Consider the following 15,769-nt stretch of genomic DNA (forward strand, 5'->3'; position numbering starts at 1 on the left):
GCGCTTTACCTCGAATAGCTATTAAAATAAGTATGATTATCAGTCATTTTTTGACTGGTCGTTCATAATTGGCTGGCACTCTTGGCTGAGCCTTTCCCGGAGGGCGATCGCACTACCGGTAAGGGCAAAACCTAGTAGATTGCCCTTTTCGTCGCGAAATTCGGCGCAAACCCCTGAATCTTCTTTGTTGATTTGCCAAGTCCCCTTGGTATCAGGGCTTGGTGGGCAAACGGTAGTTGGGTGCAGGGTTGTCTTTACGGCCACAGGAATAACGCCAAAGCAAACGGGAGTCAGATTTCCTGACAGAGTTTGTGAGAGACTCTTCGCACAGCTGATTAGGGGGGCGACAAAGAGTAACTGATGGCCGTCTATTTCTGCGCAATCCCCCAGGGCGTAGATATCGAGATCGCTTGTTTGCAGATATCGATCTACAGCAATACCTCTTTGCACGGCTATACCGGCCATGGAGGCTAAGCCGGTGTTAGCCTCAAGTCCAAGTGCGGCGAGAACGACATCCGCTTCTATTTGCTCTCCATTACTCAGCTGGGCCCGGAAACCGGTGCTCAATTTCTCGATACGCTTTAATGATGAGCCCCCATGGAAGCGAACGCCATAGTCTTCCAGGGCTCTCTGCAGATCGCGTCCGGCGACTTCCGGCAGCAGTGTCGCCAGTGGCCATTGCTCTATATCAACCAGATCCACTGCGAAGCCGGTCTGTACCAGATCGTTGGCAAATTCACAGCCAATCAAACCAGCGCCCAGGAGTAGTATGCGCTTGCGCCCCACCACGGCAGTTCGAAAACGGTGGTAGTCTCTGAGATTATTTATGCGAAAGATATGTGATTGGGCATCCCCCTCATAGTGGGGAAGTTTGCGGCACTTGGCCCCGGTTGCCAGAACTAGCTTTCCATAGGGAATCTTGGATACATGCTCTGCACCATCCTGCTGAATCGTCAGAGTTCTGTTTTGGCGATCTATATGTATTACCCGCGTGTGAACCAGAATTTGTGCATTGAGTTCGCGAGCCATATCTTCAGCACTGGAAGTGCTGAGTTGCTGTGCAGTCTTGCCGTGAGAGAAAGAGGCTGACAGCAAAGGCTTGGAGTAAAAAGCCCCATCATCGGCGGTGATTAACAGGAGAGAAGACCGGGGGGTAAGCTTGCGAAATTCTCGCGCCAGATTATACCCGGCCAGCCCTGTGCCAATAATAATTAAAGGTGCTGAGGTTGTAGTGGATGCGTTTTGGTTGGCTGAAGGGGACGGGGCTATGGGGGCTTGGCCCACGAGGACCATATCAAATTCTTGTTTACTAACGCCGCATTGAGGGCAATTCCATTCGTCGGGAATATCCTCCCACCGAGTACCAGGAGCAATGCCATCTTGTGGACATCCCTCGGCCTCATTGTATGTCCAGCCACATACCATACACTCCCAGATCCGGAAGCCATCATTGCTAGCTAAGCTGGCTTGAGTGGTATCGGCGCCAATCTCCAGCATGGAGAAATCTTGTTTGGCTGCACCACACTCCGGGCAGTACCAGTCTTCAGGTATATCTTCCCAGCGAGTACCGGGAAGAATTCCATCCTCGGGCCAACCTTTGGACTCATCGTATATCCAGCCGCAGTTCTGGCACTGCCACTTTCTGTATGCCGACATGTTTCTCCACCAAGCAGGGTCGAGCCCGATAAATAAATACCGGGGCTTTCCCATTTATAGCGGTAAAAACGAAAGGAGTTGTGGTTGGGCGGTATTATTCCGTGCTGCGCTGGGCGATTTTACTGAGAGCACTTTGATAAATATCAGCAATTTCCCCAGGGTGCTTGATTGAAATACCCAAATCGTGCAGCAGGCCATCCTTGAGTCCATATACCCACCCATTGACGGTCAGTTCCTGGCCCCTACGCCAGGCATCGCGGACAATGGTGGTCTGGCAAACGTGTATTACCTGTTCCAGAACATTGAGTTCGCACAGTAAGTCTGTGCGTTGCTGTTGCTGGAAAAGATCTATCAAGGTGTGATGCTTATCCCTGACATCCTGAATGTGTCTCAGCCAGTTATCGATCAGGCCAAGTTGCTCGTTATTAAGTGCAGCCTGGACACCGCCGCAGCCGTAATGACCACAGACAATAATATGTTTTACTTTTAGGATTTCTACAGCGTACTGCAGTACTGAAAGGCAGTTCAGGTCTGAGTGGACTACTACATTGGCAACATTTCTGTGGACAAAAAGCTCCCCGGGTAATAGGCCGACAATTTCATTCGCGGGAACGCGACTATCAGCGCAGCCAATCCAGAGGTATTCAGGGCTCTGCTGCTCAGACAGTTTAAGGAAAAAGTCAGGCTTATCTTCGCGAGTTGCCTCTGACCAATGTTGGTTGTTCTCTATTAAATGATTAAGCGGGTGCAATGAATCTATCCTGATGTGACCGTTTGGACAATTAGTCAGCAGGATAGCGACTTTGTTCGTGCGCGCCAAGTGTATCTGGTCTAATCTAAAAAGATGACTATTGCCTAAAACCTGGTCTAAAAAGGAATCTAAGATCATGGGAAGAAAGAAAAGCGCCATTCCCAGAAGGCGGCAGAGGGTTTCCAGGCACTCGAATTCAGTGGGGCGGCATCGCTTGAGAGTGCGTCAATTGCTTGCAAGAAGGACGCGTTTGCGTAGCTATTTACAGCATTTCCCAATGGATGAAAAAGCCAATATCGAGGCGGTACCGGAAAAGAAGGGTGCTGAAGTTACGGAGTAAATCCGATATTGTACCCTCTGTTGTCCACGCTGTATCAGAGATCTATAAGTGTGGTGGATAAGTTGGCTGTATAAGTGGTTATTAAATTACATTCAATAAAACCGTTGAGCTAATGGAAAAGTAAAAAGAGAATCATATGGTGTTGTCAGGTTGTAATGTAGGTATTGACTTAAAAATTAGTTTGGCGAATTATGATGACTTGCATGATGCAAAAAGCATAATTGCTTTAATGGAAGAGTATGCACTTCATCCATTTGGTGGTGGTGAAGCTCTTTCTGATCATTGTCGAACAGGGTTGGTGCCGGCACTAAATGAATTTCCTGGAGCTTTTAGTATTTTAGCATACCGAGATAGTAGAGCTGTTGGTCTAATTAATTGTTTTACTGGTTTTTCCACTTTTTTATGTAAGCCTCTTATTAATATTCACGATGTTGTTGTTAGTGAATCTGCACGAGGTTTGGGCGTTTGTACGGCTATGCTGGGTTTTCTTGAGAAAGAAGCAAAAGATAGGGGATGTTGTAAGTTAACCTTGGAAGTTCTACAAAAAAATTACACTGCGCAGGCTGCTTACCGTAAGACTGGCTTTAAACCGTACGCCATGGATGAGGAGTTCGGTCAAGCCGAATTTTGGCAGCGATATCTTTAATGTTCACCTTTTAAAATTTGTAGTCATTGTATGGAGCTATCTTCCGATAAGCCGTGGCTGTGATCTGACAGCTACGGCTGACCAATACTGTTAGATATTTTATTGGTAGCTGCTGAAGTGCGATGTACCCCAATTATTAGTTCCATAGATTGGGTCTGTAGCCCTGAGATTTTACTGATTGATAATATTAAAAATAATGTCCATACAAACGGTGGTAGCAGTAGATACACAGAAGCTTTATGGAAGGGAATGTTTCTTGAGGTTTTGGGTGTTTTAAGAGTCCTAAATACCAATATCATATTTCTTGACTTTGGTGACGCTAGTGCGTGAAAGCTGGTAGGAGAAAGCGATATTTATAGGGATCTAATGGTTGTATTCCAGCAACATCATGGATACCTAAAGATATTGTCTCCGTAGCTCTTCTAAGATAATTAGTAGTTGAATTAGCGATCCTCTATTCAAACAAATTTCTGACATGCTGTTGCGTCGAATTTTACTCGCCATGAAAGCCATTCACTTTGCTGTACCAGCAAGTTACTGGTTTCGATGAGTGATATGGATAATGATAAAATTCGAGAGTTTACTCTTTGGTCATGCTCAAGAATTAAAGGCTACCAAATATATTTGGCTCATTCCCCCGGAAATCCTGTGCTGATAGCTGGAGTTTTATGCTTATGTGACGTGGGAAAAATTATTTGATGTTTATTGCGTCAGCTTGACGTTATTCCGCTTAAATAGTTTAAGTTTCTTTTGGGTGAATGAGAATAAAAGAAGAGGCTTTAAGTACTTTTGAAGATATAGGTTTTCCAATGATTGATAGTTGGTTCTAGGTCAGGAGTTACCTGGAATTTTTGATGAGCCTATTTTGGGGATACCTTAAATAAACCTCACTAGAGCTTTATATAAAACGTTCACTCTTTTGGTGCATCCAGCTGGAAAATTCTTCAACTACTTCAGGTTAAGTCATTCACTTTGGAGGTATTTCAGCTGTTTCATAGTTTTCCCTTATTTTTAAATCCTTGTGTTAGTCACTGTCTCCATAGTGTTTGGCTAAAGGAGGCGTAAAAAACGAGGTTAGCCTCCCTCCATGTGCAATACTTTTTGGGTACTGGACCGCCGGTCTGATGTACAGCGAGCAAGGAGGGAACCTGCGATGCGTTTAAATTCAACTTTGGCTCAGGGTCGCTATCACTACAGTTGTGATGGCAGGGAAATGCCTGTGCAAGATAGTTGGCAGTTAGGGAATGATGAGCAGGGGCGACGCTCGCTTGTCAGTCGGCGCTTAGTCGGGGACCAGGGGTTTGGTATCGAAGTATTTGCTCTTTTGGAAGGGGGGCTAGTGAGTGAGTGTGTTGTGCATTGGCGAGATGAAGTTGATGAGGTGAGCGCCCACTACAAGTTAATTCCAGAAGAGGGAAAGAGTCCTGCGATAGGTGATGATATTCAAGCCAGCTGGACAGGCCCCAATGGCCCTCAGCAACTCAATATCGAAGGGGAAGAGCGGCTATTGTTTCCACTGATGCGGGTTTTTATGGGGCCTGTCTTGTCGAGGTTGGTACAACATGAAAATGGCCTGGAAGTTGTGTCTCCTGATATTGTCGATCCATCTCAGCGGGGTAAGTTGCTCTCTCCTAGGGTGAGCCATCGCACGGCAAGATCAATGGCGGGGGATGTTTCGAGCCAGAAGGCTCAGGAACTGGGTTCTGATATTATTGCTTACATTTACCAGGGCGATGAAGCTGAAAGAGATGCCCATTGCTATGTTGATAGTCGGAGCCTGTTAGTGGGGTACGATTGGCCATCTAGTACTGGCCGCCTGTGGCAGGTTCGGCTGAGGGACTTGGAGTGGTCGTCGAGCTTAAAAGGACTACTTTAGCCCAGCTTGAGGAAACTTTATAACCACTATTGGTCACACAAATAGGCTTAAATGGAGATTGCTGTTTCTATACCTGTCATTATTTAGTTTTTTGTTCTAGCTAAGCTGAAATAAGGGCTTCTCTAGCCTGATTGGCTGTCTTGTCACGATAATCGCAAAATTATGTAGTGGGACTTGTAATCCTCTCCAGTGTAAGCTTGCATCATGATTGCAATAAATGACTGGGGGAAAGCGTTTTGTCCTACTATCGAAGAAGGGTTTTTGCCGGGCTCACATTACTTTCTTCTGTTGGGTTAGTTGCACAGTTGCCAACAGCTTTAGCTGAAGAGGTGCCAGAATCAACTTTTTCTATGGATGCAGGAGAAAACCTGCAGACCCACCATAAGCGCTGCTTGAACGAGCAAATTCTTGTTTCGGATGCCGATGTCACGATAAGGGAAATCCGACGTATCTGCGCTGAAAGAGTTAGAGCTGAACTGACTCTTGAAGAGGATCCGGTGATAGCGGACTTTATTGTCGACGAGTATGAGGAAGACCTTCCTACAGATGAAGTATTGTTAGGGGGGAGGGCTCAGGCTATCAGGGATGCTGCCAATAACCCTTTTACTTTAGCTTCCCATAAAACTAACTACGTGCTGCCAATGGTCTACAATCCAGCCCCTGAAGAGGGAGGGCTGGCAGACATTGAAGGCCTAGCTGAGGCAGAAGAGTTGGATAACGTCGAAGTTCAATTCCAGCTTTCTGTGCAGGTTCCTATTTGGCGGGGTTTTTTGGGGCAGGCTTCTGTACTGAGTGTCGCCTATACAAATCGCAGCTTTTGGCAGGCGTACAACTCCGATGACTCCGCTCCCTTCCGTGAGACAAACCACGAGCCGGAATTGATTCTGAGTTGGCTCAATGACTGGAGCCTATTTGGTTGGAATAATGTGGCTAACCAGGTAGCGATTAACCACCAGTCAAATGGGCGCAGTGAACCCTATTCCCGCAGCTGGAATAGAATATATGCGAATTTCATTTTTGAGCGGGATAATTATTCAATCAGCCTAAAGCCCTGGTACAGGGTCCCTGAAGATAAGGATGATGATGATAATCCGGATATTGAGCACTACTTGGGGCATTTTGAATTGGGTGGGCGATACCGCGATGGGGATCACACGATTTCAATGATGCTACGTAACAATTTGCGCTCAGATAATCGTGGTGCAGTGGAGCTGACCTGGGGCTTCCCTCTCGGGAAACGCGTCGATGGGTATGTTCGCTATTTCAATGGTTACGGCGAGAGCCTCCTTGATTATGATGAATCGGTGCAAACTTTAGGGTTTGGATTTGTGTTAGCCCAGGGATTTTAACCTTAACGTCGAGGGCGTATTCGCAATGAATAGGCTCTCGTTTTTCTCTTCTTAACCTGACTTATTATCAGGGTTTGTTCATGGCCTTTGATGATAGTTACCGCCTGAGTGCCCATGCGGTAATCACGAATACTGTCGGGGAGGTGCTGCAGCTGAAAGCGACTTATGCTGAGCGTAGCTGGGGCTTGCCTGGCGGAGCATTAGACCCGGGTGAAACTGCCCATGAGGCATTGGTGCGGGAGTGCCATGAGGAACTTGGGCGTGAAGTTCGAATAGAGTATCTCAGTGGTATCTATTACCACAGCGCTTTCAACTCTCATGTTTTTATTTTTCGAGCCCATTTCGTTAAAGAGAGTGACTATATTCTCTCTGATGAACATTCCCAATGGGCTTACTTTCCGCTCCACCGATTATCCCAGGTACAACGTCACAGGGTCGAGGATTGCTTAACGTTTAGTGGTATTGTGCGTAGCGCAAAGTTCTAACTTTATTATCTTCCTTGGCAATAGATCTGGTATGCCAGGGTACATTTGGCGAAAATCGCCAAATGCAATGTAGTCGCAGAATTCCCCTCCCTCCTACATTAGTATTTGCCCCCTGGTGTTTATTGCCCTGGAATTCCAGAGCCACCGCAACTCGCGGGGGCCTTATAAAAGTTAATAAAATCAAATAGTTGAATAATTGATACAGCAAGCTGTACTCACCTGCAAGCTATGCTGATGGATAAGAATTATGGGTTTGGAATTGAAGATGCCTGAGTTGGGCAACCTAAACGAAAATAGCCTTGAATTAGAGTGCCGGGTCGCTCTGGTCAGTTCTGATAGCAAATTGGCCAATGAGTGGATTACCGCTCTCAATAATACGGCAGCAGTACATGACAATCCTTTTGGTCTTCATTTTGAAGCCGTAACGCCCGCAGATGCTGAAAGGTTGGCAAAAGAAGAGGATTCCCTGCAAGCGGTCATTGTCGATGGTGGCAGTGACGGGCAGGGGCTGGATGCTGCAGATGACCTCGCTGACCGAATTCACGCTTTGCGTTCCCAGCTTAATATCTTCCTCGTAGCTCACAGTGGTTTTGCTGGAACAACCTCCAAGACGGGCAAATCCGGTTCAAAATCCCTGGCAAATTTGCGTCGCCGCTTCGATGAGTTGTTCGACCGCCGTGAGGGCAATTTCAACCATATGTTCCGCTTGGTGCAGGCGTTTATTGCTCGAAGAGCTTCGACTCCTTTTGCCGACACCCTGAAAGAATACGTATTCTCAGCTCGGGATGCGTGGCATACACCTGGCCATTCTGGTGGTGACAGTCTGCGCAATAGTCCCTGGGTGGGGGATTTTTATCGCTTTATGGGTGAACATATCTTCAATACAGACTTGTCTGTATCTGTTCAAGTTTTAGATAGTTTACTCGAGCCCCACTCGGTTATTCAGGAGGCGCAGGATCTAGCGGCTCAGGCTTTTGGAGCTCGCCATACCTTTTTCCTGACCAACGGCACCTCTACCGCGAATAAAGTGGTTATTCAGCAAATTCTTGGTGGTGGCGGAAAAATTATCGTTGACCAAGCGTGTCACAAATCAGTTCACCATGCGATTGTGATGAATCGCTGTGAGCCGGTTTACCTGAAGTCTGTACTGCATCCAGAATTTGGAATTTACGGGCCGGTAAAGCGTTCGGATATTGAAGCTGCCCTGGATGAGCACAGTGATGCGCGCCTATTGGTAATTACCTCCTGCACCTATGATGGATTGCGTTACGACCTTAAGCCAATTATCGACTACGCCCATGAGCGTGGAGTGAAAGTGCTGGTGGATGAAGCCTGGTTTGCCCACGGTTTCTTCCATCCCGAGTTGCGGCCTACAGCACTGGAGTGTGGGGCAGATTATGTGACCCAAAGCACCCACAAAATGCTGTCGGCCTTTTCCCAGGCCAGTATGATCCACGTGCAAGACCCGGACTTTGATGAATTCCGTTTTCGTGAAAACCTGAATATGCATGCCTCTACCAGTCCTCAGTATGCAATGATTGCGAGCCTAGATGTGGCGCGTAAACAAATGGCGATGGAGGGGTATGGTCGTTTGAAGCAATGTCTAAAGATGGTGGAAATTTTACGTAATGCCGTTAATGAGACAGGTGTGTTCCGCGCGCTAACACGTGATGACTTAATTGCTGACCCACTTGCCAGTGATAACATTCGCCTTGATCCCACCAAGGTGACTATTGATATTTCCAAGAGTGGTTACTCTGGCAATGAAATGCAGATTAAATTGTTTGATCAGTATGGCATCCAGGTGGAAAAGACCACCTACAATACCATTACTGTACTTGTAACCCTCGGTAGTACAGAGAGCAAATTACTTCGCTTGATTCATGCTCTTAAGCAATTGGCAGGAAATACTCACAAGCGTATTCATATCGGGTCGCCGAGGCGTTTGCCAGAATTTACCCGTTTTACATGTCTACCGGCAGATGCTTATTTTTCGGAAGCAGAAGAATTGCCGCTGATGGATAATGGCACAGAAGCTATTGAGAACCTGGTTGGTCGGACCAGTGCAGATGAAATTGTTCCCTATCCGCCAGGTATTCCGGTCCTTGTGCCGGGACAGGAAATTTCAGCCCAGATAGTGCAGTTTTTACAGCAGCTACTTCAGGGGCAGAATACGACAGAAATTCACGGTCTTATTTTCCGCTCTGATGAGCCGATGCTAAGGGTCGTTAAGGAAGCCTCCAAGGGCAAAGCTGAGAAAGTGCAGTCTTCTGGAGAGAAAAAGAAAGGAAAATAGTAAAACTCCATAATCCGGCATGGAGGCCGGTATGCTCGAAAGTCCACAATCTGTGTTGATAGCCGGTGCTTCCGGTGGCATAGCGCAGGCTATTGGCGCCGAAATTATTCGGCGCTATCCTCAAGTTACATTATTGACCTTGAGTCGAATCACAGTTGATATGATTCCTGGCCATGTCGGTGAGCGACACCATTTATCCGTTTGTTTAGAGCAAGCCGAGTCCATCGATATTGTTGAAAATTTTTTGGCCGAACACTCTGAGCCACCAGGTTGGGTAATCAACTGCTGTGGCATTTTACATGATGAGTTCCACGGACCGGAGAAGTCCCTATCGCAATGTGATGATCACTGGTTATTGCAGTCGATTCAGGTCAACGTACTTTCCCATTTACATTTAGCGCGCGCACTGGATGGATTCTTGAAGCGCAGACGCCCTTTGTTGTGGGCATCGCTTTCGGCAAAGGTGGGAAGTATCACGGATAACCAGCTCGGTGGCTGGTACAGCTACCGGTGTAGTAAGGCCGCATTAAATATGCTGGTTAAGAATCTGTCTATTGAGTGGGCGCGGAAACTGGAGGAAAGTTGTGTGGTAGCGATTCACCCAGGTACGACAGATACTTCACTATCCAAACCTTTTCAGTCTAATTTGCCCCCAGATAAACTCTACACCCCTGAATTAAGCGCGAATCGTATTGTAGATGTCTTGAGCCAACTGGCATCGGCAGACACTGGAAAATTACTGTCATGGGATGGAAGTTTTATACCCTGGTAGCGATCAGCGTGAAATAGGCGCGTTAGTAGCTGTTATCGTATCTTAAGTTATAAGAGGGTTTCCCCGCTCCAGAATAGTGGCGATATCAATCCCAGTGGGTAGGCTTCCAGTATTGTGTGTGCCGTTAATCCCTATTCTTGATTTGATAAAGGCGTCAGTTACACAAGGGTTACTCCCCTGTAGCAGAAGGTGCGCCTGCATGGTCAGGGCCATTTGGTCAATAATATGACGGGCACGGTATTCAAATTGATTTAGGTCGGAAAGATCGTTTCTTAACTTGTCGACTGCCGTATCAAATTGTGTGCTTATGCCTCGGCTAATGTTTAATTCATCAAACCAGTGGCTAATTACTGCAGGGGTTTTAGTGATGGCACGTAACACGTCCATCGCTTGAATATTCCCTGAGCCTTCCCAGATTGCATTTATCGGAGCATCTCGGTACAGCCGTGCCGTAATAAAGTTTTCAATAGCTCCATTGCCTCCCAGGCACTCCATAGCCTCATAGGCGTGATGGGGACTGCGTTTGCATATCCAGTATTTTCCCACCGCGGCCCCGAGTCTGAGTAGCATCTTTTCGTGTTCGCTGGCCTCTTGATCCATTGCTCTGGCTATGCGCATGGTAAAGGCAATTGAGCCTTCCACCTCCAATTGCAGGTCGGCAAGCACATTTTGCATCAGTGGCTGATCAATCAGCTTTTTGCCAAATGCTTTGCGCTCACTAGCGTTGTATATTGCCTGGATAACAGCTTGCCGCTGCCCTGCAGATGAACCCATCATGCAATCAAACCGTGTAATCGCTACCATCTTGATGATGGCGCTGACTCCACGCCCTTCCTCGCCGATTAGCCAGCCCAATGCGCCGCGTATCTCAACTTCTGAAGATGCATTGGAAACATTGCCACACTTTGTCTTCAGGCGTTGAATCTCCAGCTGGTTCTTCGATCCATCCGGCCTCCATCTTGGAACCAAGAAGCAGGATAAGCCGCCGGGCGCCTGGGCAAGAATTAAAAAGGCATCGCACATAGGGGCGGACATAAACCATTTGTGCCCTAATAATTCATAGGTTCCATCGGCGAGGGGAATTGCAGCGGTGGTATTTGCCCTGACATCTGAGCCCCCTTGTTTTTCGGTCATGCCCATACCGATCGTCAATGAATTTTTCTCAAAATATGGGCGATTACTTCCATCGTAAGTGCGGCTGGTTATTTTGGGTATCCATTCGATGGCGATTTCAGAGTTTAGCTCGATAGTGGGCACTGAGGCGAAGGTCATAGTGATAGGACACCCGTGACCGGCTTCAAGCTGAGTGTGCAAGTAATTTTTTGCAGCTCTGGCCACGTGGGCACCTGCGCGTGGGTTGGTCCAGGGAGAGCTGTGTAAACCTTCTGAAAGTGCTAGCTGCATTAGCTGGTGATAAGAGGGGTGGTATCGAACCAAATCAATGCGGTGGCCGGAACGATCGTGACTTTCGAAGATAGGTTTAAATTCATTAGCGGCATAACCCCGCTCAATCATTTCTGGCCTGCCACACACCTCCCCATACCGCTCCAGGTCATCTTCAGCCCAATGGGCCCCATTAATATGTACGGCTTCCTTTAACGCTTGATCAGCAATATAGAGGTTATGACCAGAAAGCGGGCTGGGCTGGTTGGCAACCTGATAATTGATTTTGCAATCTGATGTGTGGATCTCACTGTTCATAACTTCACCCTGGAGGATGTAGATTTCTATTTGATACTGCAATTTAACTTGTACGGTTTTGCCAATTCCCCTAGGGGAATAGTTCAGGCATAGCCGAATATGAGCATAAAACAAGCTTTTCCTGATTACTATTTAAGCTGTTTAATTTTAAGTCGTGATTTTGCCGTTTTTATTTGCAGGGCCTGATCCTATGAATTCTCAGGTGATTTTACTCGATCAAATATGGCTTAAAAGTAATGAGGTGAAATTTATATTTTATTGCTATCGAATACCGTTTTGTCAGTCTGTCTCTGATGAGGCTCGAATCATCTTGTGTTTGTCGTCTTATTGTTGGTAGCAATTTTTTTTATCTTAAATTATTCAAAATAAATTTATTAATAATGTGGACCAGTACAAAAAAATTGATATTTATAGGGTTCTATTGCCGATAGAAAATCTATACCAAAGCATGTTGATTTTTCTTTTTAGTTTACTGATCCATGATACCTTTGTATTACAAAATGGTATTAGAGAACCAAGTTGGCACACTTAAGATTGAATTTTTGATATCTAGATCACTACCGGTTGCAGTTAATGAGTTGATCGAATAGATTTAGCTCACAGCGTAAGATGAGCGCGGAAAATTGATAAAAAATAGTTAGGCTGGTAACAGGCTGAAACATAAAAGGACTGCACATTGGGGGAACCCAGATGAATTTGCATAAGGATTATGCACCACTAAAGGTTGTTAGCCCTAAGTCAGAAAAAACAGGGATTACAGTTGCCTTTTTAACCGCATGCGTCAATCTTCAATCCTCAATATTTGCCGGGCGAATTGAAGATGAATTTAAGACTACCTGCGCTATCCTTCAGCGCTCGACACTTTCATCCCTAAGTGGTATTAAGGCCGAATACCTTCTTCTTGATTGTGCCGATGTATCCTCTTCAGATCTCGAGAATCTTTTGAGGGAGATACACTCCCTGCCCACACCTCCTAACATAGTATTGATCAATGTCGATCAGAAGGCCGATATTGATTTTGTTCTGCATTGGGAAAAAGTTCTGGGATTAATACCCTCCGAATGCGAAGCAAAAGTCATTATGGAGAGGTTGGGTAGGATATTCTCGGGAGAATACTGGTTTCCAAGAGATGTTCTCCATAATTTCCTCAGGCAACACAGAAAGCCTAAAAAGTGGTGCGATAAGGCTTCAAACCTCACGCAGCGAGAACGGCAAATTTTACAGTTGATCTGTGATTGTAATACCAATGCCAATATAGCCGAAACATTATGTGTAAGTGAGCATACCGTTAAAAGTCATTTGTATAAAATCTATAGAAAAATAGGCTGTAAGAATCGGTTAGAAGCAAGTAGTTGGGCCAGTCAAAACTTGTAATACTATGAAATCACTATTTTTGTACGCAACTGTGTTAACAGTTGCGCTTTCGTGTATCGTTCACAAAAGTTGCGCTCAAGAAACAAGTGATCAAAGCTCTGAGGAATCCCTGCTTACTGGATTGGTAATTGATAATACGGTAAGTGGTATAGGTCATGAGTTCGCTAGATCGCTATCAATTTATATAACAACTAATTTGACAGGATTCGACTACAACCTGACCGTGCATGAAAGGCCTTCGGCAAGGTGGGGCAGTGTTGTTTGGGTAACCTTTGAGAGCAAGCAAGTCTTTAAAACAGTCATTTATCCTGGGCGGAGAAAGTTCGGTGCAATTGTCGAGCAGGCTGCTTCGCAAATAAATAATAATGTGAGGCAGCAACGGTTGCAGGATCTTTTATCTCAAAATGTTGATTTGGCGGGGGATGAAATATAATGAAATTTTTATTCACAACGGCTTTTTTATTGTTTTCTGGCTCGGTGTTTGCAACAGAGCTGGTGTACACGCCTGTGAATCCATCGTTTGGGGGCAATCCTCTTAATGGTAATTATTTACTGAATAATGCTAGCGCACAGAACAGTAAAAAAGATCCTGATGCTAAGGATTCACCGTACTCTGATTCTTCTTCCCTGGATAGATTTACTGACACGCTAGAATCTCGCCTTCTCTCACAGCTGCTAACAGATGTGGGAAATGGTAATGACGGTACTTTGGTAACTGATGACTATATCGTAAATATTGTTGATATTGATGGTGAATTGACGATCACCATTACCGACGCTGTTACGGGTGAGATATCTGAAATTGTAGTTGTAGGTCTCAATCCAAGTAACTAATAAAATTATATTTGTAAGCTTAGGTTTTGTGGGGTGGTGCGATGTTATCGAGAATATTTATTCTAATTATTGTTTTTAGTGTTAGTGGGTGCAGTTCTGTTAAGGAAGCGTTGTTCGGCCCTGGACAACAAAAAGCAACTTTGACGGATAGAATGAGCACCTATTCTGACTTAGTCAGTTTGCCTGCTCCTAGAGGGAAAATAGTTGCAGCAGTGTACGGTTTTAGTGATCAAACTGGACAATATCGGCCAGCGCCCTCCAGCTCATTCTCGACCGCAGTGACTCAAGGGGCTGCAGCTATGCTGGTTCAGGTTCTGAATGAATCTGGGTGGTTTGTGACTCTTGAGCGGGAGGGTTTACAAAACCTCTTAACCGAAAGGAAAATAATTAGAGCTGCACTGAAAGAACAGGACAATCCTGCCAGTCCTGTATTCGATCTGCCTTCTCTTATGTCAGCCAATATTATGTTGGAGGGTGGAATAGTCGGTTACGATACAAACATAAAAACAGGGGGTGCGGGGGCACGTTACTTCGGTATCGGTATTTCTGAACAATATCGTGTAGATGAGGTTACTGTAAACCTGCGTGCGGTAGATGTCCGAAGTGGACGAGTTCTAAGTAGTGTTTTAACGAGCAAGAAAATCTTGTCGAGGCAAGTTCAAGGCGATGTTTATACTTTTGTGGAATACAAGCGCTTACTTGAAATAGAGGCTGGGATGACCACGAACGATCCAGCTCAATTATGTGTTCTTTCTGCGATAGAGTCGGCGGTAATTCATCTTATATCCCAGGGGGTTAATGCTAATTTGTGGGCATTGGAGGATAATAGCCAATACCCTATGTCTGTCCTCAGTGAATATTCTGCGACACCAGTAAAAATATTATAAATCTTTAGCGGATATTAAATTTTATTGGTATGTTCATTTATAGGTATATGTAATTTAACGAAATAAAATTTTATTAAATTATATCTGTGTATTTTCATGTTTGTGTGTGTAATTTGGTGGAATTGAACTGTTTTATTTTTTGTGTGTTTTGATTTAAATCACCACCTTAATACAAAAGTTTTACGTTCTTCTTATTCTTTCCGGTTAAATGTAATCTTTCTTCTGATTTAAGATATATTTTTTTTTACCTATAGTGTCCATGTTGTTTCTTATAGTTGTTAACCGTTCTTATTGGAGAGGTGGTTGGTGATTGCTACAGCTAAACGAGTAACGGCAATTTTATTTCTGTTTCTGGTTTTACCGCTTTCGGTGTGCTGGGCTTCTGATTTAGATGACCACAATGAATTGTCTGCTGGGCAGGGTGCTCTGGATCTTCTTTTGTTAAGAAAAGATTCAATTACGGGTAACTTGGCTCAGGTTTCACAAGTAGGTGATTACAACCTTGCTGAAGTTACCCAGTCTGGTCTTTACAACCAGGCTGTCCTGATCCAGGAGGGTGGCTCCAATGCAGCGTTGGTGCAACAAACAGGCGATTCTAATTATGCTGCGATATCGCAGTCAGGAGCCTACAACCAAGCTACAGCGATACAGAATGGCGTAGATAATGTGGCTTTAATTAGCCAGGTTGGTTACGGAAATTCTGCAAACATTATTCAAAATGGTGATGGATTGTTTGGTTATGTCGCGCAGTTCGGTGACGACCATGCGGTGCAACTGGTGCAGTACGATTAAGGCATTGCAC

The 15,769-nt window shown here is 45.3% G+C and carries 15 protein-coding genes; 12 read left to right on the forward strand and 3 right to left on the reverse strand.

Annotated elements, in window-relative coordinates:
* Positions 1–39: 39 nt before the first annotated feature.
* Together ACJJIZ_RS07120 and can are read right to left on the reverse strand one after the other, a co-directional pair.
* Entirely contained in the window at positions 40–1,656 is a 1,617-nt protein-coding gene (locus ACJJIZ_RS07120; RefSeq protein ID WP_444915666.1) for an FAD-dependent oxidoreductase, read from the reverse strand.
* A 94-nt stretch (positions 1,657–1,750) separates the two neighbouring features.
* The gene (gene can / locus ACJJIZ_RS07125) at positions 1,751–2,407 is read right to left on the reverse strand and encodes a carbonate dehydratase (RefSeq protein ID WP_444915667.1); all 657 of its coding nucleotides are present in this window, start codon (positions 2,405–2,407) and stop codon (positions 1,751–1,753) included.
* Between the two features lie 136 nt (positions 2,408–2,543).
* Here can and ACJJIZ_RS07130 point away from each other — a divergent pair, with 136 nt between their 5' ends.
* The 7 genes from ACJJIZ_RS07130 to ACJJIZ_RS07160 all read left to right on the forward strand — a co-directional run bounded on the left by ACJJIZ_RS07130 (position 2,544) and on the right by ACJJIZ_RS07160 (position 10,171).
* A complete protein-coding gene (locus ACJJIZ_RS07130) occupies positions 2,544–2,747 on the forward strand; it encodes a hypothetical protein (protein ID WP_413663128.1) in 204 nt (67 codons plus the stop codon).
* Positions 2,748–2,883: 136 nt separating this feature from the next.
* Positions 2,884–3,393 (forward strand): GNAT family N-acetyltransferase, encoded by a 510-nt coding sequence (locus ACJJIZ_RS07135; protein WP_444915668.1) that lies wholly within the window; start codon positions 2,884–2,886, stop codon positions 3,391–3,393.
* Between the two features lie 1,153 nt (positions 3,394–4,546).
* Positions 4,547–5,269: a hypothetical protein gene (locus ACJJIZ_RS07140; RefSeq protein WP_413663126.1), complete on the forward strand. Its 723-nt coding sequence runs from the start codon at positions 4,547–4,549 to the stop codon at positions 5,267–5,269.
* 236 nt (positions 5,270–5,505) lie between these two features.
* Positions 5,506–6,618 carry a phospholipase A gene (locus ACJJIZ_RS07145; RefSeq protein WP_444915669.1) on the forward strand — a complete coding sequence of 371 codons (1,113 nt, stop codon included), beginning with the start codon at positions 5,506–5,508 and terminating at the stop codon, positions 6,616–6,618.
* An 80-nt stretch (positions 6,619–6,698) separates the two neighbouring features.
* The gene (locus ACJJIZ_RS07150; protein ID WP_444915670.1) at positions 6,699–7,103 is read left to right on the forward strand and encodes an NUDIX hydrolase; all 405 of its coding nucleotides are present in this window, start codon (positions 6,699–6,701) and stop codon (positions 7,101–7,103) included.
* A 247-nt stretch (positions 7,104–7,350) separates the two neighbouring features.
* Positions 7,351–9,399, forward strand: a complete 2,049-nt coding sequence (locus tag ACJJIZ_RS07155; RefSeq protein ID WP_444915671.1) for an aminotransferase class I/II-fold pyridoxal phosphate-dependent enzyme — start codon at positions 7,351–7,353, stop codon at positions 9,397–9,399.
* A gap of 31 nt (positions 9,400–9,430) precedes the next feature.
* Complete coding sequence (locus tag ACJJIZ_RS07160) at positions 9,431–10,171, forward strand: SDR family NAD(P)-dependent oxidoreductase (RefSeq protein WP_444915672.1); 741 nt, start codon at positions 9,431–9,433, stop codon at positions 10,169–10,171.
* 42 nt (positions 10,172–10,213) lie between these two features.
* Here the strand turns inward: ACJJIZ_RS07160 and ACJJIZ_RS07165 are convergent, their stop codons facing one another.
* A complete protein-coding gene (locus tag ACJJIZ_RS07165; RefSeq protein WP_444915673.1) occupies positions 10,214–11,872 on the reverse strand; it encodes an acyl-CoA dehydrogenase family protein in 1,659 nt (552 codons plus the stop codon).
* A 690-nt stretch (positions 11,873–12,562) separates the two neighbouring features.
* Here ACJJIZ_RS07165 and ACJJIZ_RS07170 point away from each other — a divergent pair.
* The 5 genes from ACJJIZ_RS07170 (at position 12,563) to ACJJIZ_RS07190 (ending at position 15,759) form a co-directional block, all read left to right on the forward strand.
* Positions 12,563–13,246: a helix-turn-helix transcriptional regulator gene (locus tag ACJJIZ_RS07170; RefSeq protein ID WP_413663120.1), complete on the forward strand. Its 684-nt coding sequence runs from the start codon at positions 12,563–12,565 to the stop codon at positions 13,244–13,246.
* Positions 13,247–13,250: 4 nt separating this feature from the next.
* A complete protein-coding gene (locus tag ACJJIZ_RS07175; protein WP_444915674.1) occupies positions 13,251–13,679 on the forward strand; it encodes a CsgE family curli-type amyloid fiber assembly protein in 429 nt (142 codons plus the stop codon).
* Positions 13,679–14,080: a curli assembly protein CsgF gene (locus tag ACJJIZ_RS07180; protein WP_413663118.1), complete on the forward strand. Its 402-nt coding sequence runs from the start codon at positions 13,679–13,681 to the stop codon at positions 14,078–14,080. The genes ACJJIZ_RS07175 and ACJJIZ_RS07180 overlap by 1 nt, the downstream gene beginning before the upstream one ends.
* Before the next feature lie 41 nt (positions 14,081–14,121).
* Positions 14,122–14,967: a CsgG/HfaB family protein gene (locus ACJJIZ_RS07185; protein WP_444915675.1), complete on the forward strand. Its 846-nt coding sequence runs from the start codon at positions 14,122–14,124 to the stop codon at positions 14,965–14,967.
* Positions 14,968–15,273: 306 nt separating this feature from the next.
* Positions 15,274–15,759, forward strand: a complete 486-nt coding sequence (locus ACJJIZ_RS07190) for a hypothetical protein (protein ID WP_413665886.1) — start codon at positions 15,274–15,276, stop codon at positions 15,757–15,759.
* Positions 15,760–15,769 lie beyond the last annotated feature (10 nt).

The sequence above is a fragment of the Microbulbifer maximicatervae (SeqCode) genome, from assembly GCF_052467225.1.